This window comes from Glycocaulis abyssi (assembly GCF_041429775.1).
GTDB lineage: Bacteria > Pseudomonadota > Alphaproteobacteria > Caulobacterales > Maricaulaceae > Glycocaulis > Glycocaulis abyssi.
The window spans coordinates 2,604,259-2,623,654 of record NZ_CP163421.1; the positions used below are offsets into that span (position 1 = coordinate 2,604,259).

The 19,396-nt window shown below is 64.8% G+C and carries 14 protein-coding genes; 8 read left to right on the forward strand and 6 right to left on the reverse strand.

Annotated elements, in window-relative coordinates:
• Positions 1 to 23: 23 nt before the first annotated feature.
• From leuS to AB6B38_RS12595, 3 genes are all read left to right on the forward strand, one after another.
• Entirely contained in the window at positions 24 to 2,714 is a 2,691-nt protein-coding gene (gene leuS, locus AB6B38_RS12585; RefSeq protein WP_371393217.1) for a leucine--tRNA ligase, read from the forward strand.
• A 74-nt stretch (positions 2,715 to 2,788) separates the two neighbouring features.
• Complete coding sequence (locus tag AB6B38_RS12590; RefSeq protein WP_371393218.1) at positions 2,789 to 4,513, forward strand: carboxylesterase/lipase family protein; 1,725 nt, start codon at positions 2,789 to 2,791, stop codon at positions 4,511 to 4,513.
• Between the two features lie 75 nt (positions 4,514 to 4,588).
• On the forward strand, positions 4,589 to 6,091 hold the full coding sequence (locus tag AB6B38_RS12595) for a flavin-containing monooxygenase (protein WP_371393219.1): 1,503 nt from the start codon (positions 4,589 to 4,591) through the stop codon (positions 6,089 to 6,091).
• Here AB6B38_RS12595 and AB6B38_RS12600 read toward each other — a convergent pair whose 3' ends face one another.
• A complete protein-coding gene (locus AB6B38_RS12600) occupies positions 6,092 to 7,462 on the reverse strand; it encodes a DUF1254 domain-containing protein (protein ID WP_371393220.1) in 1,371 nt (456 codons plus the stop codon).
• A 135-nt stretch (positions 7,463 to 7,597) separates the two neighbouring features.
• Here AB6B38_RS12600 and AB6B38_RS12605 point away from each other — a divergent pair, with 135 nt between their 5' ends.
• The 3 genes from AB6B38_RS12605 to AB6B38_RS12615 all read left to right on the forward strand — a co-directional run bounded on the left by AB6B38_RS12605 (position 7,598) and on the right by AB6B38_RS12615 (position 11,897).
• Positions 7,598 to 9,424: an ABC-F family ATP-binding cassette domain-containing protein gene (locus AB6B38_RS12605; protein ID WP_371393221.1), complete on the forward strand. Its 1,827-nt coding sequence runs from the start codon at positions 7,598 to 7,600 to the stop codon at positions 9,422 to 9,424.
• Between the two features lie 71 nt (positions 9,425 to 9,495).
• The gene (gene proB, locus AB6B38_RS12610) at positions 9,496 to 10,635 is read left to right on the forward strand and encodes a glutamate 5-kinase (protein ID WP_371393222.1); all 1,140 of its coding nucleotides are present in this window, start codon (positions 9,496 to 9,498) and stop codon (positions 10,633 to 10,635) included.
• Positions 10,632 to 11,897 (forward strand): glutamate-5-semialdehyde dehydrogenase, encoded by a 1,266-nt coding sequence (locus AB6B38_RS12615; protein ID WP_371393223.1) that lies wholly within the window; start codon positions 10,632 to 10,634, stop codon positions 11,895 to 11,897. The genes proB and AB6B38_RS12615 overlap by 4 nt, the downstream gene beginning before the upstream one ends.
• Positions 11,898 to 11,995: 98 nt before the next feature.
• On the opposite strand, the gene bioB is transcribed toward AB6B38_RS12615, so the two are convergent.
• A complete protein-coding gene (gene bioB, locus AB6B38_RS12620) occupies positions 11,996 to 12,973 on the reverse strand; it encodes a biotin synthase BioB (protein ID WP_371393224.1) in 978 nt (325 codons plus the stop codon).
• 64 nt (positions 12,974 to 13,037) lie between these two features.
• Between bioB and AB6B38_RS12625 the strand changes: the two genes are divergently transcribed.
• Together AB6B38_RS12625 and AB6B38_RS12630 are read left to right on the forward strand one after the other, a co-directional pair.
• Positions 13,038 to 13,418, forward strand: coding sequence for a VanZ family protein (locus AB6B38_RS12625; protein ID WP_371393225.1), 381 nt, complete (start codon positions 13,038 to 13,040; stop codon positions 13,416 to 13,418).
• The gene (locus AB6B38_RS12630; protein WP_371393227.1) at positions 13,415 to 14,239 is read left to right on the forward strand and encodes a heme-dependent oxidative N-demethylase subunit alpha family protein; all 825 of its coding nucleotides are present in this window, start codon (positions 13,415 to 13,417) and stop codon (positions 14,237 to 14,239) included. The genes AB6B38_RS12625 and AB6B38_RS12630 overlap by 4 nt, the downstream gene beginning before the upstream one ends.
• Position 14,240: 1 nt before the next feature.
• Here the strand turns inward: AB6B38_RS12630 and AB6B38_RS12635 are convergent, their stop codons facing one another.
• From AB6B38_RS12635 to purH, 4 genes are all read right to left on the reverse strand, one after another.
• Positions 14,241 to 16,067: an alanine/glycine:cation symporter family protein gene (locus AB6B38_RS12635; protein ID WP_371393228.1), complete on the reverse strand. Its 1,827-nt coding sequence runs from the start codon at positions 16,065 to 16,067 to the stop codon at positions 14,241 to 14,243.
• Positions 16,068 to 16,234: 167 nt separating this feature from the next.
• Positions 16,235 to 16,855 (reverse strand): hypothetical protein, encoded by a 621-nt coding sequence (locus AB6B38_RS12640; protein ID WP_371393229.1) that lies wholly within the window; start codon positions 16,853 to 16,855, stop codon positions 16,235 to 16,237.
• Between the two features lie 79 nt (positions 16,856 to 16,934).
• A complete protein-coding gene (locus AB6B38_RS12645; RefSeq protein ID WP_371393230.1) occupies positions 16,935 to 17,768 on the reverse strand; it encodes a dienelactone hydrolase family protein in 834 nt (277 codons plus the stop codon).
• Entirely contained in the window at positions 17,768 to 19,363 is a 1,596-nt protein-coding gene (gene purH, locus AB6B38_RS12650; RefSeq protein WP_371393232.1) for a bifunctional phosphoribosylaminoimidazolecarboxamide formyltransferase/IMP cyclohydrolase, read from the reverse strand. Before purH ends, AB6B38_RS12645 begins: the two co-directional genes overlap by 1 nt.
• Positions 19,364 to 19,396: the final 33 nt, after the last annotated feature.

The window sequence follows — 19,396 nt, forward strand, 5'->3', positions numbered from 1 at the left end:
TTTTCAAGGAAGGTTGCCCGCCCGTGTCCGACACCTACGATTTCACCGCGATTGAAACCAAATGGCGCCAGCTCTGGGCTGAGCGGGACACCTATCGCACGCCAGACCCGAAGCCGGGCGACAAGACCTTCTACGTGCTCGACATGTTTCCCTACCCGTCGGGGTCCGGCCTGCATGTCGGCCATCCGGTGGGCTATCTCGCGACCGATATCGTGGCGCGCTACAAGCGCATGGCGGGCTTCAACGTGCTCCACCCGATGGGTTGGGACAGTTTTGGCCTGCCCGCCGAGCAGCACGCGATAAAGACCGGTGAACACCCGGAAGTCTCCACCGCGAAGAATATAAAGACCTTCCGCCGCCAGATGGATCTGCTGGGTCTGGGCTATGACTGGAATCGCGAGATCGCGACGTCAAAGCCGGACTATTACAAATGGACGCAGTTCATCTTTGTGCAGATGTACGAGGCGTGGTTCGACAAGGACCAGAACAAGGCCCGCCCTATTCGCGAACTGCCCATCCCTGATGATGTGAAGGCGGCGGGCAAGCTCGCCATTCAGGAATATCAGGATGCGCACCGTCTGGTCTATTTCGACGATGCGCTAGTCAACTGGTGCGCCGAGCTCGGCACCATCCTCTCCAATGAAGAGGTGTTTGACGGCAAGTCCGAGCAGGGTTTTGACGTGGTGCGCGTGCCGATCCGCCAGGTGAAGATGCGCATTACAGCCTATACGGAGCGTTTGCTGGCGGGCCTTGAAGGGCTGGACTGGCCCGAAGGCATCAAGGACAGCCAGCGCAACTGGATCGGCCGGTCTGAAGGCGTGGAAATCCGCTTTGCGATTGATGGTTCAGGCGAAACCGTCACCACGTTTACAACGCGCGCCGATACGCTCGCGGGCGTCACCTTCCTGGCGCTGGCGCCGGAACATAAGCTGGTGGCAAGTCTGGTGCCTGCCAGCCACCGCGCGGATGTGGATGCCTATTGCGAAGCGGCCGCGCGCAAATCCGATCTCGACCGCACGGTGGATGCAGAGAAAACGGGCGTGCCTTCAGGTCTTTACGCCATCAACCCGGTAACGGGCGCGAAGGTGCAGATCTTCGTCGCGGACTACGTGCTGCCTGATTACGGCACTGGCGCGGTGATGGGCGTGCCAGCCCATGACGAGCGCGACTTTGCCTTCGCGAAGAAGTATGGCCTGCCTGTCGTGCCGGTTATTGATCCGGGTGCGGATGTCCCTGAGCGTCAGGCCGTGCTGAAGGGCGAAGCCTGCTGGACCGAAGACGGTATCATGCTCGACCCGCCAGCCGGGACCGAGGCCGGCCTCTACAGCGCAGGCCAGCGCTGGCGCGACGCGCGCGAGGCGGTTGCCGACTTCCTTGAAAACCGCGATCTCGGCAGGCGCGTTGTCAGCTATAATCTGCGTGACTGGATATTCTCCCGTCAGCGCTATTGGGGCGAGCCGATCCCGATCATCCATTGGGAAGACGGCACGCGCACCAGCCTTGATGTGTCAGAGCTGCCGCTGACCCTGCCCCATGTCGATGACTACAAGCCGACAAGCTATGACGCGCCGGCGCTGGCGCGCGCGCCCGGCTGGGTGGAGGTCACCGACCCGAAAACCGGCATGAAGGGACGGCGCGAGCTGAACACCATGCCGCAATGGGCCGGCTCGTGCTGGTATCCGCTGCGCTTCATGGATCCGAAGAACCAAAATGCGCTGGTTGATCCGTCCAAGGAGAAAGCATGGGGGGCGGTTGATCTCTATGTAGGCGGCGCCGAGCACGCGACGCTGCACCTGCTCTATGCGCGCTTCTGGTATCTGGCCTTGCATGATCTCGGCATCATCTCGACGGCCGAGCCGTTCAGCAAGCTCGTCAATCAGGGCATGCTGACCTCCTTTGCCTACCAGAATGCGCGCGGCGTGATCCTGCCCGTCGACGAGGTGGAGGAGCGCGGCGAAGGCGAGTTTGTCCACGTCCCGACAGGTGATCGCGTTGAGCGCATTGGCGCGAAAATGTCGAAATCCCTGCGCAATGTGGTGACGCCTGACGATGTGGTGGCGCAGTACGGATCGGACGCCTTCCGGGTCTGCCTGATGTTCATGGGACCTGTGGAGGGCGGGCGCGTCTGGGAAACCGAGAAGGCCGCAGCGTCGCTCAAATTCCTGCGCCGGGTCTGGAATTACGCCCTGTCCGGCATCGCCGCTCCGGCTGCAGAAGAAGCATCTGCCGTCACCATCGCCACCGGCAAGCTGGTCGAGGCGGTGACGGAGGATCTGGAGAATCTCCGCCTCAACACCGCCATTGCCGAACTGATGAAATTCCTCAACGCGGCAGAGGGCCAGCCTGTCACCAGGGACGGACTTTTGACCTTCCTGCGTGTGCTGGCGCCTTTCGCGCCACACATGGCCGAGGAGCTATGGGAGCGCGCCGGGCAGACGGGCAGTGTCTTCCATGCTGACTGGCCAAAGGCTGATGCCGACATGCTGCGCGCCGCTGTCGAGACTATCGAGATCGTGGTGCAGGAGGGCGGCAAGAAGCGCGGCTCTGTGCATCTTGCTCCGCAGACGGACGATGCAGCCGTGCGCGCGGCATCCATCGCCATGCTGAAGGAGACGGGCCGCGATGTTGCAGGGCTCGATCCGGCCCGCATCATCGTGGTGCGCGACAAGAAGACCGGCTGGGTGCGGCTGGTGAACATTCCTAAAACCGGATAGCGCCAGAATGCGCTTGCAGGAGCGCGCGCGCACGCTCTACCCTCATTCGCGAACTGAAAATCGGGGAGGGTTTCATGCGGCATATATGGCTGGGTGTGTTGGGCGCATTGGCGGTATCGGCCTGTACAGGCAGCGCAGAGCAGCGCCCGCCCGAACCGCTGGAGGCAACCCTTCGCACGGTGGAGCAGGGCGAGCTGATCGGCTTCCAGCATTCGCCCGGCGCGTGGGCCTGGCGCGGTGTGCCGTTTGCCGCCGCGCCTGAAGGCGATCTGCGCTGGCGCGCGCCGCGTCCTGCCCCTGCCTTCAATGGCCGCTTCGAGGCCCTGGACCATCCTGAGCCCTGCCCGCAATTTACCAGCGCCCTTCAGGCATCATCGGGCGTCACACCCGGCCAGCTCGTTGGCAGCGAGGACTGCCTGCGCCTCGACGTCTATGCGCCCGAAGGCGCAAGCGCGGATAATGCTGACCGTCCGGTCATGGTCTGGATTCATGGCGGGGCCAATGTCTGGGGCTTTGCCGGACAGTATGACGGCGCGCAGCTGGCAAAAGACCAGGATGTGGTCGTGGTGGCGATCCAGTATCGGCTGGGTCCGCTGGGCTTCTTCGCGCATGACGCCATCCGCAATGATGCCGCCGATCCACGCGACGCGGCGGCCAATTTCGCGCTTCTGGACCAGATCGCGGCGCTGGAATGGGTACGGGAGAACGCGGCCCGGTTCGGCGGCGATGCCGGCAATGTAACCATTTTTGGCGAGAGCGCAGGCGGACATAATGTGGCCGGCCTGCTGGCCTCGCCGCTGGCGTCGGGCCTGTTTCACCGGGCCATCATCCAGTCGGGCAGCTTTGACAGTGTCAGCTGGGAAGCGGCCGCCGGGGCCGAACCCGGCCAGTCCAATACATCAGACGAGATCGCGCTTCGCATCGCGGGTGACGGCTATAATGCCGCCGCCTTGCGCAGCGCTGATCTGGAGACCGTCTTCAACGCCTATCGCGGGGAGGATGGCGCGCCCTTCCTCAACCTGCCGCGCATGATCGAGGACGGGGTGACGATCCCGCGCGATGGTCTCGCCAACGCCTTTGCCTCACCCGACACGTTCAACGCGGTTCCGGTCATCACCGGCACCAACCGGGACGAGATGAAGCTGTTCAATCTCTTCAGCGCTGATCTGGTGAAGCGCTATTTCGGCGTCATCCTTATCAGCCGGGACGCAGCCTTCTATGACGCCATCTCGGACTATCAGAGCCGGGTATGGCGCATCCTCGCGGTGGACCAGTCTGCGAGCCTCATGCAGTCCGGCGGACATGGCGATGTCTGGGCTTACCGGTTTGACTGGGACGAGCAGGGCCGGGCGCTTTTCGTGATGGACTTGTCCCATCTTCTGGGCGCAGCCCACGCCATCGAGATACCGTTCGTCTTCAACCATTTCGACTTTTTCGGCCGCCTCGATGGGGCGATGTTCAACAACAATAACGCCAGCGGGCGCGAAGCGCTGGCCGCCGCCATGGGCGCGTACTGGGCCGAGTTTGCCCGCACGGGCGAGCCGGGCACGGGCGGACCCACTAACCTGCCCTATTGGGAGCGCTGGGATGAGGGCGGTGTCCTGATGCGCTTTGACAGCCCGGACGACAACGGACAGGAGCGCATCGCGGGTACGGACAGTTTTGAACGGCTCGAAGCCGATCTCGCTGCCGACACCCGCTTCGATGACGCCCAGCGCTGCATGATTTTCGAGGCGATGGCGGCCTGGCGGCCGCGTGGCAGTCTTGATGCGATGGGCCAGCGCCTGGGGTGCGGCTGACCTTTGAGCCTCTTGCCAGAATGAAGTGAACAGTGTTCACTTTTCTTCAGGCCGAGGGTTCGGAGACAATGCGTCATGGCGGATAATCAAGCGCAGAGCGTGGACGTGCTGATCGTCGGGGCCGGGATTTCCGGCATTGGCGCGGCCTGGCATCTCCAGCACCGCGCACCCGGCCAGAGCTATGCCATTATAGAGGCCCGCGCGCAGATTGGCGGCACCTGGGATCTCTTCCGCTATCCCGGCATACGCTCCGACTCTGACATGTACACGTTCGGCTATAATTTCCGCCCCTGGGTGGACGGCAAGGTGTTTGCCGACGGGCCGAGCATTCGCCGCTATGTGACCGATACCGCGCGTGAGGCCGGGATTGACTGGCATATCCGCTTTGACACGCGCGTCATATCGGCGAGCTGGGATAGCGGGACAGCCCGCTGGACGGTGGCGATGGAAGGGCCGGAAGGCCGCCAGGCGCTCACCGCCCGTTTCCTGATGATCTGTTCGGGCTATTACCGCTACGAGCAGGGCCATATGCCCGAATTTGAGGGGCTGGCGGACTTTGCTGGCGAAATCATCCACCCGCAGAAATGGCCTGAAGGCCATGACTATGCGGGCAAGCGCGTGGTGATTATCGGCTCTGGCGCAACGGCGGTGACGCTGGTGCCAGCCATGGCGGAGAAAGCCGCACATGTGACCATGCTGCAGCGCTCGCCGAGCTATATCGCAGCCCGTCCCTCACGCGACGCTGTGGCCGACGCCTTGCGAAAGGTGTTGCCCGGACGGCTCGCCTACACGCTCTCGCGGGTGAAGAATATTGCGCTATCCATGTTCTTCTTCCAGCTGTCGCGCGTTTGGCCGGACTTTGTGAAGCGCGGCGTCATCAAGGCGATACGCGCAGAGCTGGGCGAGGATTTCGATGTCGAGCGCCACTTCTCGCCCCGCTATAATCCGTGGGACCAGCGCTTCTGCCTCGCCCCCGATGGCGATTTCTTCGCGGCCCTTAAGGGCGGCAAGGCCAGCATCGTCACCGATCATATCGAACGCTTCGAAAAGGGCGGCATCCGCCTGAAATCCGGCGAGCTGATCGAGGCTGATCTCATCGTCCCGGCGACGGGGCTGGAAATGCAGGTCGGTGGCGGCATGGATATCAGCGTGGATGGCGAGAGCGTGGTACCTGCCAACAAGATCACCTATCGCGGCATGATGCTCTCCGGTGTTCCCAACGCCGCTCTGGCGTTCGGCTATACCAATGCTTCATGGACGCTGAAGATCGATCTCACGGCTGAGCGGGTCTGCCGCCTGCTGAACCACATGGAGCGGCAGGGCCATGATTACTGCGTGCCGGTACCGCCAACGGATATCGAGCTGGCGCCGCTGCTCGATTTCTCGTCCGGCTATGTCCAGCGCGCCCTGCCACACCTGCCCCGGCAGGGGACCAAAGCGCCCTGGCGCACCTATCAGAACTATGTGCAGGACATGCTGACCATCCGCTATGGCCGCCTCGAAGACGGGCATTTGCGCTTCCGCAAGGCAAAAGGCACCGCCAGCGCAGCAGAGCCGGTTGCCCGCGCTGCCGAATGATCAGTCCAGCCGCTCCACGGGCGGCATCGTCCACTCACCGTCCAGCACGGCCTCCTGCGGCCAGTAGAGGCGGGCGAGCAGGGTGAAATTGCCACTCTGCGGTGCGGGGAGCCAGTTCGCCTCACGGCCCTCTTCTGGCGGTCCGGAATGAATGTCTAGCGTGATGCTGCCATCCTCATCGGCCACCAGCGCGTCCCGGCTCGTCAGTGCGTAGCGGTTCGCCTCATTGGCGATGAAATATCCGTCGGCGTCATAGAGCGTGACCGACCAGAATCCGTTGACCGGGGGCATGGTCTCGGCTTCAAACCGGATCTGATAGCGCTGCCCGCCCTGCAAGGGCTCGCCAGATGAATCGGTGCTGGCAGAGGGATAAACAGCGTCTTCAGGCAGGTTCGCGCCAAGGCCATAGAGCGCTACCCCGGCCCGGTAGGCATGATCGCTCCCATAGCGGCCAATATGGTCATCGGGAACAACCCACCCTGCGGCCCGCGACGGCCCTTCCGCCAGACGTTCGCGCGCTGCCGCTACGCCGCGCAGCACCACCTGCATGGCCAGTATGCCGTATTCGGACCAGTCGGCACTTTCGCCGGGGCCAGCGCCGAGCGCGCGCATCCGGGCCAGCGCCTCGCGATCGGTTTCGGCAGGGGGATTGTCCACCATTAGCTGGCCGAGCCGGTCGAAGAAGTCCGGCGCATCCATTTCGGCCACCCTGGCTGGCGGCGCAGGTAGCGCTGATGCGGACGCTGGCCGCTCCAGCGTCACACCATGGCCTCCCGGCATGGCGCGATACGGGTAGAGCCGTAATCCGTCCTGCAGCCGGTGCACGGCTGGCAGATCATCCGGTCCGCTGATCTCGATCCGGCCCAGAAGCCAGACCATACGGGTTGGCGAGCGGTAAAGCGTCATGCCTTCCGGCGCGCTGCCCTCAAAGTCTGGCCCGGCAATCAGTATGCTGACACTGCCATCGCCCAGCGTGCGCACACCCGGATCGGCAAAGACATTGGTCCACGCATCCATGCCCTGAAACAGCCAGTAGCGGCCGTCCATGGCCGGGATGTCCAGCTGCATGGGAGTGCTGCCCAGCTCCAGCCAGGCCAGCGAATACAGCGTATCGACATTGGGGCGCACCACGGCCGTAAACCCCGCCTCCGGCAGGCTGCGTATATGCGCCAGCCGGTTGGGCGGCAGCCCGCCCCGCTCGATCACATCGCGCCGGGTCTCATCCATCAGCACCAGCGGATAGCCGTAAATATAGGAATGTCCGGCGGCCTGCCCCAGCTCCTGCAGGGTCAGCTCAAACGGGTTGCGGGTCGACCATACCCAGCCCATCGCCAGCCCGCCGACAAGGGCGCTGACGATAATGGTGGCCATCAATATCCGGCGGCGTCTGCGGTAAAAGGCCAAACGCATTCCTCCAGCCTGCCCAAGGGCAAGCATCGCGCGCTACGGCAGGGCAGCGCAAGGGCGCTGACAGGCCAACCGCTTTGCGTTATCGCACACACCATCATGGCGCCACCGCTTCTCACTTTGCAGGATATAAGCCTGAGCTTCGGGGTCACGCCCCTGCTCACGGGCGCGGAGCTGATCGTCGCGCCCGGTGAGCGCATCTGCCTTGTCGGGCGGAACGGCTCTGGCAAATCCTCCCTGATGAAGATCGCAGCCGGGCTGATCGAGGCAGATGCAGGCGAGCGCTTCCTCCATCCGGGCGCGACGGTGCGCTACCTGCCGCAGGAGCCGGATCTGTCCGGATTCGAGACCGCACTGGCCTATGTCGAGGCCGGGCTGACGCCGGGCGATGATCCCTGGCGCGCGCGTATGCTGCTCGAAGCGCTGGGGCTGACCGGCGAGGAAAGCCCGGCCCGCCTGTCAGGCGGTGAGGCGCGCCGGGCGGCGCTGGCCCGTACGCTGGCACCTGAACCCGACATTCTCTTTCTCGACGAGCCGACCAACCATCTCGATCTGCCGGCTATCGAGTGGCTGGAGGAGGAGCTCTCGCGCACGAAAAGCGCGCTTGTACTCATCAGCCACGACCGGCGCTTTCTGGAAAACCTCTCCCGCGCCACCGTCTGGCTGGACCGGGGCATCGCCCGGCGGCTCGACAAGGGCTTTGCCCATTTCGAGGACTGGCGCGACGAGGTGCTGGCCGCAGAAGAGCTCGAACAGCACAAGCTCGCCCGCCAGATCGCGCGCGAGGAAGACTGGATGCGCTATGGCGTTACCGCCCGGCGCAAGCGCAATGTCCGCCGCGTGGACGAGCTCAAGGCCCTGAAAGCCCGCTATCGCAGCCATTCCGGCCCGCAAGGTGTAGCCAATCTGGAAGCCTCTGATGCCGAGCAATCCGGCAAGCGCGTTGTCGAGGCAAAGAACATCTCCAAGCGTTTCGGTGACCGTGTGGTGGTGCACGATGCCTCCATCCGTATCCAGCGCGGCGAGCGCATCGGCTTTGTCGGCCCCAATGGCGCGGGCAAGACCACGCTTCTCAACATGCTGGTGGGCAATCTCGAACCCGATACCGGCACTGTGCAGCTGGGTGTGGGCCTGCAGATCGCCCAGCTGGACCAGAAGCGCGCGCAGCTCAAACCCCACTGGACACTCGCCGAGGCGCTGACCGGCGGGGGCGGCGACCATGTCGAGATCAACGGCCAGACGCGCCATATCGCCAGCTGGATGAAGGATTTCCTGTTCCGCCCCGAACAGGCGCGCACGCCGGTCCATGTCTTGTCCGGAGGCGAGCGCGCCCGCATCATGCTGGCCCGCGCGCTGGCCCTGCCCGGCAATGTCATGGTGCTCGACGAGCCGACCAATGATCTTGATCTGGAAACGCTCGATTTGTTGCAGGACCTGATTGCCGATTATGCCGGCACCGTGCTGCTGGTCAGCCATGACCGCGATTTCCTTGATCGCACGGTGAACCGCGTTATCGCCTATGAAGGCGATGGGAACTGGCAGGTCTATGCGGGCGGCTATTCCGACATGGTGGTCCAGCGCGGTGAGGGCGTGCGCGCGCGCAGCCAGCAGGAAACTGTGCAAAAGCAGACGGCCGCACCAGCCTCTGCGAAATCACCGGCCTCAGCGCCGCCACAGCAGCGCGCCAAGCTCTCCTTCAAGGACAAGCATGCGCTTGAAACCCTGCCCGGCGAGATCGAGGCTCTGGGGAGTAAAATCGCCAAGCTGGAAGCCGAGCTGGCCGATCCGGCGCTGTTCTCACGCAATCCGGAGCGCTTTCATGCCGCCAGCGGCGAACTGGCGAAGGCCAGCGAAGAGCGCGAAGCCAAGGAAGAGCGCTGGCTGGAGCTGGAAATGCTGCGCGAGGAGCTGGAGGCCGGGCGCTAGCCCTCCTCATTGCGCAATGCTGCGCCTGCGATATGGTGTCCCGGATTATCGGGTCTGAAGGATAATGTGCCGTGGCTGCGTCCGCATCCGAGCTGATTTCCGGTGCGCGCCGCGCCGTCGTGAAAATCGGTTCCTCCCTTCTCATTGATGCGCATACGGGCGGCCCGGACACGGCCCGTTTCGAGGCGATTGGCGGAGCGCTGGCGCGCTGGCGTGCGCGCGGCATCGAAACCGTGCTGGTATCCTCCGGCGCTGTGGCGCTGGGCCGCAAGCGGCTGAACCTGCCCGCCGGCAAGCTGGCGCTCGACCAGAAACAGGCGGCCGCAGCCGCAGGCCAGACCGCCCTGATGATGGCGTGGAATGCCGCGCTGGAACCCCATGGCATGCCCGCCGCGCAGGCGCTTCTTACCTTTGATGACATGGAAAGCCGACGCCGCTGGCTCAATGCCCGCGCCACGCTGGATGCGCTGCTCGCCGCCGGCGCACTGCCCGTCATCAACGAGAATGATACGGTCGCCACCGCCGAGCTGCGCTATGGCGATAATGACCGGCTGGCCGCGCGCGTGGCGCAGATGTGCGATGGCGACCTGCTGGTCTTGTTGTCGGACGTGGACGGGCTTTACAGCGCTGATCCGTCCCGTGTTCCCGGCGCGCAGCTGATTGCCCATGTGGCCGCCATCACGCCGGAGATCGAGGCGCTGGGCGGGGAGCCGGGCAGGGCCGGTACCGGTACCGGCGGCATGGCCTCCAAGATTGCGGCTGCGCGCATCGCAGCGCGGGCCGGCATTGCCACCATCATCGCAGCCGGCGCCGAAGATGATCCGCTGGACAGGCTGAGCAGAGGCGCGCCGCACACGGTCTTTGCGCCGGAGACCTCGCGCACCAATGCCCGGCGCAACTGGATTTCCGGTGCGATAGCTCCGCGCGGAAAACTGCATCTCGATGACGGCGCAGCGCGCGCCGTGCGGTCCGGCAAGAGCCTGCTGCCTGCCGGGATTGCGCGGGTAGAAGGCGAGTTCTCGCGCGGCGAAACAGTGGCGCTGGCGGGCGGTGATGGCGCGGTGCTCGCCAAGGGAATTTCCGCCTACGGAGCAGAGGAATTGCGCCGGATTGCCGGCCTGCGATCCGCCGATATCGAAGCGGTGCTGGGCTATCGCCGGGGCGTGGCGGCCATCCATGTCAACGATCTGGTGCTGGAGGATCAGGGATGAGCAAATATCAGCCTGATTGGGCAAGCCGCGCGGGCGCAGAGCTTCGTGCCGCCGCACGCGCGCTGGCAGACACAAGCGCGGACAGGCGCACCGCCGCGCTTGCCGCCATGGCCGATGCGCTGCAGGCAGCTTCGAAAAGTGTGCTGGCTGCCAATGCGGATGATGTGGCCCGCGCTCAAAGCAATGACACCAGCGGTGCCATGCTGGACCGGCTGCGCCTCGATCCACAGCGGCTTGATGGCATTGTGGAGGGTATCCGCGCCGTCGCCCGTCACCCCGACCCGATAGGGCGCGAGATCACGCGCTGGACACGGCCCAACGGCCTTGTGATGTCGCAAGTGCGTGTCCCCATCGGCGCGATTGGCGTCATCTTTGAAAGCCGCCCCAACGTGGCGGCGGATGCGGCGGCCCTGTGCGTGCGCTCGGGCAATGCGGTGGTGCTGCGCGGCGGATCGGACGCGGCCTCCAGCGTGGCGGCGATTTTGGATGCTCTGCGAGGCGGCTTGCGCGAAGCGGGCCTGCCGCAAGCCATCATCATCGCGCCGCCGTCCACCGACCGCGCCTATGTCGGTGACATGCTGGCCGGGATGGATGGCGCGCTGGATCTCGTCATTCCGCGCGGCGGCAAGGCGCTGGTCAAACGTGTGCAGGAAGAGGCGAGGGTGCCGGTGCTCGGCCATCTCGATGGGCTCTGCCACGTCTATGTGGACGGCGCAGCGGACGCGGACATGGCCGAACGCCTGGTAGTGAACTCCAAGATGCGCCGCACCGGCGTGTGCAATGCGGCTGAATGCGTGCTGATCGACCGGCAGGCTGGCGAAGCGATGGTGACGCGCCTCGTATCGGCACTACAGGCAGCCGGGTGCGAAGTGCGTGGTGACGCAGCGGTGCAGGCGCTCGCCCCGTCTGTCACGCCCGCGAGCCCGGAAGATTTCGACACCGAATATCTCGATGCCATCGTCTCCATGGCGGTGGTGGACGGGGTAGAGGGCGCGCTGGCTCATATCGCCCGCCATGGCTCTGGCCATACCGAGGCGATCATCACCGGCGACGAGACGTCAGCGCACACCTTCCTCGCCCGCGTGGATGCCGGCGTTGTCATGCACAATGCCTCGACCGGATTTTCAGACGGCGGCGAGTTCGGCTTCGGCGCAGAGATAGGCATTGCCACGGGCCGCATCCATGCACGCGGACCAGTGGGCGCCGATCAGCTCACCAGCTGGAAATACCAGGTGTTTGGCACGGGGCAGACAAGACCCTAGAGCGCAATCCGAAAAGTGGGCACCGGTTTTCGGAAAAATTGCGCTCAAGATAAAAAGTTAGAGCGTGCGGCCTGACACAAGTCAGGTCAGACAAGACCCTAACGCGCCTCCAGCCCCAGCGTCTCGAACATCTGCGCATCGCGCGTCAAAGACGGGTTGGGCGTGGTCAGCAACTCCTCGCCGACGAAAATCGATCCGGCACCGGCCAGGATGCACAGCGCCTGCAGCTCCCGGCTCATCCCTTCGCGGCCCGCAGACAGGCGCACAACCGAGAGCGGCATGATGATCCGGGCGGTGGCGATGGCGCGCACGAAATCAAGCCCGTCCAGCGGAGCCGACCCGGATAGCGGCGTGCCGGACACTGGCACCAGATGATTGATCGGCACGCTTTCGGGGTGCGGGTCCAGCCGGGCCAGCTCGGTCAGAAGGCCAATACGGTCCTCCGCCCCTTCGCCCATGCCGATAATGCCGCCGCAGCACACCTTGATGCCCGCGCCGCGCACCCGGTCCAGCGTCTCTATCCGGTCCTCCCAGGTGCGGGTGGTGATGATCTTTTCGTAGTATTCCGGCGAGGTATCGAGATTGTGGTTGTAATAGTCGAGCCCGGCCTCTTTCAGCCGTTCGGCCTGCCCCTTTCCGAGCATGCCAAGCGTCATGCAGGTCTCAAGGCCGAGCGCTTTTACCCCCTCGATCATCTCGCAGATTTTCGGCTCGTCGCGTGTCTTTAGTGAGCGCCAGGCCGCGCCCATGCAAAAGCGTGTCGCGCCGCCTGCCTTGGCCGCGCGCGCCTTTTCCAGCACGGTATCCGTGTCCATCAGCCTGGAGGCTTTAAGCCCTGTGTCGAACTTGGCAGACTGGTTGCAATACCCGCAATCTTCGGGGCAGCCGCCCGTCTTGATGGAGAGAAGCTGGCTCTTCTGCACCTCGCCTGCCCGGTGGTGGAGGCGGTGGATCTCGCCCGCCGCATGCATCAGATCGGCAAACGGCGCATCATGGATCGCCTTGACCTCTTCGCGGGACCAGTCAGAACGGGGCGTGCCGGAAGCGCGAATCGTGTCGGGCAGTGAAAGCGTCATGATGTTAAACAAGTCCTCAGCTGATAAGGCCGGTACCCTAGGCGAGGGGCACCGTAGCCCTCAAGTGCGCTGGGCGGCAGAACTCGCCGGATTCTTCCGCCCCTTCTGGCACTGGCTCTTTATTGCGGCGTTTCTCGTCACCTGCGTTTTTGCATTATGGCCCGGATACGCCAACCCGCCTGCGGCGCTTGGATGGCATGTCGTCAACCATCTCATGGCCTTTGTGGTGCTGACCATGCTGGCCCGTGCGGCCTGGCCACAGCTACGCCGGATATGGCTGTTTCTCATTCTTCTGGCCTATGGCGGGCTGATTGAGCTGCTGCAATCCCTGCCTTTCATCAACCGCTCAATGTCGCTCTATGACTGGGCGGTAGATGCGGTGGGCATCGTGCTGGGGCTGGTTCTGGTCTGGATCGCAGGCTGGATTGCCGGCGAGCCCTGGTGAGCAGCCCGCGCCCGCCCCACACGCCCTGGCGCGATGGCCCGCCACGCTTTGCTGTCGGCCTCAAGCCCATTGCTCCTGACACCTGGCTGGTCCCGGATACAGAAGCAGACAGCCTGCCAGAGCGCCGGGCGCTGCTGGCAGACTTCGCCCTGACGAGTTTCGAAGCGTCCGGCGCTGGCCCCGCTGCGCGTGAAGCGGCACTGCTGGCCACCGGCCATCTGCATGACGCCGGCATGGACGCGCCCGAGCCGGAGGAGGGGCCGCCCGCCCTATGGCAGCTCGCCCATCATGTCAGCGATGATCTGGTGGTGATGATGCCGGGCAGGGCTGGCTGGTATGTGGGCGCGGCCGTGCTTACCTCGCCCACCTTCTTCTCCCTGCCTCATGCGGCGGGAAAGACGCTGCACGCACTCCACCAGCCCGTCCCCGGCGGGGACCAGCTGGCCACCCGCATTGCCCGCGTGTTCGACCATGTCCGGCCCGGACAGGTGCTCGAACGCTTCAACTGGACCCTGCAGGCGGGTGATGACCGTTTCACGCCGGACGGCGCCCCCTTGCGCGCACGCGCGCTGGCGGCCAAGCCGGGCGAGGCCGAAGCCCTGCTGCATGTGCGGGTGGAACGCCAGACGATCACGAAACTCGAAGACAGCGGCGCGGTCCTTTTCACCATCCGCATCTGCCTTGATCCGGTGGCGGCGCTGGACGCAAAAGAAAAGGCCGCCCTGGGAGCGGCCTGGCACGGTGCGGATGACGCCGCACGCGGCTACAAGAAATGGGCAGTGCTGGACCATCTGGTGGCCGCAGCACTGCCCGCTCCCTGAATTACCCGGCGGGTTCTTCGCTTTTCCCGCTCTCCGGCTTGGCAGAAGCCACCGGCTTGCCGTCCGGCCCTTTGGCCGTATCGCCAAACCAGGCCGGAGGCACGACGCCGTTCTTGTCGAAGTCGCGCGTGTACTTGACCACCATCCCCGACAGCAACAGCAGTGCCAGCAGGTTGGGCAGCGCCATGGCCGAGTTGGCGATATCGCCCAGGCGCCAGACGAAGTCATTGGCCTGGATCGCGCCGGTGAACACCATGGCCACCCACACGAAGCGGAACGGCTTGGCGGCCCAGTCGCCCACCAGATAGGTGGCCGATTGTTCGGCATAGTACGACCAGCCGATCAGCGTGGTGAAAGCAAACAGCGCGAGCGCCAGTCCGATCACCCAGCCGCCGACCACCGGCAGGCCCTGCCCGAATGCCGCTGACGTGATGCCGACATCCTGAAGTTCGCCGATCGACATCCAGGCGTATTCGACGAAGCCGCCGCCCTCGGTCGGGTACTGGCCGGCGACCACCAGGATCACCAGCGCCGTCATGGTGCAGATGATGATGGTGTCGATGAAGGTGCCCAGCATCGCCATCTCGCCCTGACGGATCGGGTTCTTGGTCTGGGCTGCGGCGTGGGCGATAGGCAGGGAGCCCTGACCAGCCTCGTTGGAGAACAGGCCGCGCGCGACGCCAAAACGCACCGCCTCCATCACCGCATAGCCTGCCAGCCCGCCTACGGCCGGTCCAAATCCGAAGGCGTACTCGAATATCTGCATGAAGGCGCCCGGCACATGTTCAATGTGCAGGACAAGGACAAAGGCCGCGACCAGCACATAGGCCGCCGCCATGAACGGCACCATGATCCCGGCGACGCGTCCGATGGACTTGATGCCGCCAATAATCACCAGGAAGACAAAAAACGCGATCAGCGCGCCCGGTATCCAGGCCGCCACCACCAGGCGCAGCGTGTCGGCGGTGAGTGCGCCGGGCGCTGCCTCGGCGGCCATGGCCGCATCAGGGTCAATCACCTGGCCGGTTTCGGCGGTTGCCGCCGCTGCAGCGGCCTCTGCTGCGTCTGCGGCTGCGGCGGCGCGTGCACCGCGGGCCCGCCCGCTTGCGTCCAGCTCGATAATGCCCCCGGCGTCCACGATGCGCCGCGCCTCGCAGGCCGACATGCCGATATTGGCCGTGGGCTGCAAAAGCTGGCAGGGCAGGATGCGCGCGATATTGTTTTCGGTGCCCGTCTGAACGCCGTTGGTGATGGAGTTGGACTGGATCATGTTGCCAGTGGCGAGCGCGGAGAACAGCGCGCCGATGCAGAACACCACCGCCAGCCAGCCCCAGCCTTTGCCCAAGCCGTTCTTGATGTAGTACATCGGCCCGCCATGGAAGTGTCCGTCGGCGTGCTTTTCACGGAAACGCACGGCCAGCGAGCCTTCCGCGTAGGACAGCGCCATGCCGAACAGGGCGGTGATCCACATCCAGAAGATCGCGCCGGGACCACCCAGCGAGATGGCCGTGGCCACCCCGGCCAGATTGCCGGTGCCGACCTGACCGGAAAGCGCGGTGGACAGTGCCTGCCATGGTGTGATGTCACCAGCGCTGTCATCGCCCTTGCGTCCGCCCCACAGCCGGGAGAACGCGCCGCCCAGGGTCAGGACCGGGCGGAAGCCCAGACGGATCATCAGGAAAAGGCCAATCCCGAGCAGGACCACCACCATGGGACCCATGGGGACAATCTGCTCGTCACCCCAGTATCCGCCCCACAGGAAATCAGCCGCCATGAACACAAGATCGACGAGATTTGTCCCGCCCGCTGGCGCTTGCTCAACTGCCATAATGTCGCTCCCCACAAATTTGGTGGGTGCAGCTTAGGCACCTGCCGGGCAAACGCAAACGCCTTTGTGACATTGACAATCAGCCAGGCCGCATGCGGGCTGGAGCAGGCCCGGTTCAGCCCGGTTCAGCCCGGTTCATGGCCATGGCTTGCGGCGCCGCGCGGTGGCTACGGCGTGCCGCCCGGCTGATAGGGCGTGATGGCAAACACGCCCCAGGGCCACAGATCATCATTCATGTCGGCCAGATCGCTCTGGTTGAGGCGCGGCCAGACCAGCATGACAGGGCCAAGCCCGCCCGTGGCCAGCGGGTCGCCATCCGCACGCAGGGCAAGGATGGGCTCATGGCGGGCGATAAGCGCGGCAGGCACCTCGGCCTCATACCCGTCAAAGGCGGTAAGGCGCACACTCGCCCCCTCCAGCCCTGCATGGCGCAACACTTCGGACAGGCGCGGGCCATCGAAGACGCGCGGCGCACTGCCGACGGGGAAATCGGCCCGTATCTGGCGCCAGCTCATCGCCGTCAGTTCCGGCCGGGTAAATCCGCGCGCGCCCTGCACCTCGATGCCGTAAATGGCATAGAGGCCCTCATAGGTGACAGGACGGCTGCCACGATGGGCGCTGTCGACCCCGGTGATGACCAGCACAACCGGGCCGGTGCGCGATATCGCGTCCGGGTCAACCGGGTTCTGGCCGCAGCCTGGAAGCGTCAGCCCTGTTATCAGAAGCATGAGGCCAGCCAGCCCTGTCAGTCCGGCACGCCAGCATTGCGCAACAGTAAAACCTGACATCGCGTCTCCCCTTTTTGGTGCGTATGGCGCGGCGCTGACCACTACCATGCGCGAGTATGTTGCTGATGACCAGCCAGCCCTAACGCTGACCGGCCAGAAAGCCGGACGCCAGACGCTCAGCAAACCAGTCATGTGCATGGGCCGCGCCTTGCGCGTCGTGGCGCACGCGCGGATCAAATGGCTCGTCGGGCGCATCGAAGGCGTGGGTCAGTCCCGCCAGAACCTGCCAGTCGATCTGCGCGCCCGTTTCCAGCTGCGCCTCGAACAGATCACCGCAGGCGCGCGGATCGGCAATCACATCATTGCCCGCCAGCAGGGCATGGACGGGCGGATAGGCCGGCACATCATGGCCGCGCGCCCGGTTGAGAAAGCCGCACCACGGATAGACCAGCATGACCGAGCGCACGCCTTCCAGCGCATTGCCGGGCAGGGCCTCCATCCCGGCAGGCGGCGCACCCTCATGGGCAAGCGTCAGCGTATCCAGCAAGGTCCAGCCGCCATGGCTCCAGCCGATCAGGGCAAGCCGGGACGCATCAATCTGCGGCAGGCTGCGCGCATATGCGAGAGCTGCCATGACATCGCCCGCGCGCGCATCACCGCGAAGGCGCGCCGCGCTGCACACCGTCAGGCGCGCACCCATGCGGCCAATCCCGCGTGCGCCATGGGAATCCACGATCAGCGCCGCAATACCGGCTTGATTGGCAATCGCCGCATAGTCCTGCTGGACGGAGATCACCCCGCCACAGCCTGAAAACATCAGCACGGCGGGGACAGGCTCCGAGGCGCCCTGAGGCATCTGAACGCTGATATGCGGCTCCAGCATGGCGATACGCTGTTCGAGCGTATCAGGCGCATTGCTGCACGCCGTCAGCCCACTGGCGGTGAGCGCCAGAATGGCGGCCCGCCAGAGCATCAGTGCCGGAAATGGCGCATGCCGGTGAAGACCATGGCAAGGCCCGCCTCATTGGCCGCCTTTATCACCTCGTCATCGCGGATCGAGCCGCCCGGCTGGATGATGGCCGTGGCACCTGCCTCGATGGCCGCATTCAGCCCGTCGGCAAACGGGAAGAAGGCATCCGAGGCGCACACAGAGCCGCGTGTGCGCGGTTCATCCCAGCCATTTTCCTGTGCGGCCAGCTCTGCCTTGCGCGCCGCCAGCACCGCCGCATCCAGCCGGCTCGTCTGGCCCATGCCGATGCCGGACGTGGTGCCGCCCTTGGCATAGACGATGGCGTTGGACTTCACATGCTTGACCACCCGCCAGGCGAACAGCAAATCGGCCAGCTCGGCTTCGCTCGGCGCCCGCTCGGTGACGGTTTTGAGATCCCTGGCCAGCACATGGCCGGTATCGCGCGCCTGGACCAGCAGGCCCCCCGCCACCGATTTGACCATCCATGCGGCCTGTGCCGGGTTCGCCATGCCGCCCGTGACCAGCACGCGGACATTCTTCTTCGCGGCGAGGATTTCCATCGCTGCATCATCGGCTTCCGGCGCGATCACCACTTCGGTGAAGTGTGAGGCGATGAGATCAGCCGTATCGGCGTCCAGCTTGCGGTTAAGCGCGACAATACCGCCAAACGCGCTCACCGGATCGGCAGCAAACGCGCGGTCATAGGCGGTGGCGAGCTTGTCGGCGGCGCTGACCCCGCACGGATTGGCGTGCTTGACGATGACGCAGGCTGCCTGCTCTTCGGCATCAAACTCGCTGACCAGCTCAAACGCGGCGTCTGCGTCTGCGAGATTGTTGTAGGACAGCTCCTTGCCCTGCAGCTGCTTTGCCGAAACGATGCCGGGGCGGGGCGCAGGGCTGGCATAGAGGGCTGCGCTCTGGTGCGGGTTCTCGCCATAGCGCAGTCCTTGCGACAGCGTGCCGCCAATGGCGAAAAAGCGGTTGTCCGGCTCGTTTGTTTCCTCGGCCAGCCGCTCGGCAATCGCACTGTCATAGGCGGCGGTACGGGCAAAGGCTTTTGCGGCCAGATGGCGGCGCAGGGCGAGCGTTGTCTGCCCCTCATGCTTTTCCATTTCGCCAATGACTTTTTCCAGATCGTCGCCTTCCACGCACACCGTGACATGGACGTGGTTCTTGGCGGCAGCGCGGATCATGGCCGGGCCGCCGACATCGATCTTGGCGATGCAGCCCTCAATGTCCGCGCCGGAGGCGACCGCATCCTCGAACGGGTAGAGATTGACCATGAGAAGGTCGATGGCCGGGATGCCATGCTCGTCCATCGAGGCCAGATCATCCTCCCGGTCACGCCTTGCCAGCAACCCGCCATGAATGCGCGGATGCAGGGTTTTCACCCGGCCATCCATCATTTCAGGGTACCCGGTCACTTCGGCGGCGTCGCGCGCCTCCAGCCCGGATTCGCGCAATGTTGCCAGCGTGCCGCCAGTGGAGATCAGCTCGACGCCCATCTCTGACAGCTTGCGGGCGCGGGCCACCAGGCCGGTCTTGTCCGATACCGAGATCAGCGCGCGGCGTACCGGCGCAAGGAATTCATCCGACATGAGGGGAATGCTCCATACAAATCTGGCGTCTGG

Coding starts and splice junctions, on each gene's coding strand:
- AB6B38_RS12590 (WP_371393218.1), top strand. CDS start 2,789: ATGCGGCATATATGGCTGGGTGTGTTGGGCGCATTGGCGGTATCGGCC.
- AB6B38_RS12595 (WP_371393219.1), top strand. CDS start 4,589: ATGGCGGATAATCAAGCGCAGAGCGTGGACGTGCTGATCGTCGGGGCC.
- AB6B38_RS12600 (WP_371393220.1), bottom strand. CDS start 7,462: ATGGCCACCATTATCGTCAGCGCCCTTGTCGGCGGGCTGGCGATGGGC.
- AB6B38_RS12605 (WP_371393221.1), top strand. CDS start 7,598: ATGGCGCCACCGCTTCTCACTTTGCAGGATATAAGCCTGAGCTTCGGG.
- AB6B38_RS12615 (WP_371393223.1), top strand. CDS start 10,632: ATGAGCAAATATCAGCCTGATTGGGCAAGCCGCGCGGGCGCAGAGCTT.
- bioB (WP_371393224.1), bottom strand. CDS start 12,973: ATGACGCTTTCACTGCCCGACACGATTCGCGCTTCCGGCACGCCCCGT.
- AB6B38_RS12635 (WP_371393228.1), bottom strand. CDS start 16,067: ATGGCAGTTGAGCAAGCGCCAGCGGGCGGGACAAATCTCGTCGATCTT.
- AB6B38_RS12640 (WP_371393229.1), bottom strand. CDS start 16,855: ATGTCAGGTTTTACTGTTGCGCAATGCTGGCGTGCCGGACTGACAGGG.
- AB6B38_RS12645 (WP_371393230.1), bottom strand. CDS start 17,768: ATGCTCTGGCGGGCCGCCATTCTGGCGCTCACCGCCAGTGGGCTGACG.
- purH (WP_371393232.1), bottom strand. CDS start 19,363: ATGTCGGATGAATTCCTTGCGCCGGTACGCCGCGCGCTGATCTCGGTA.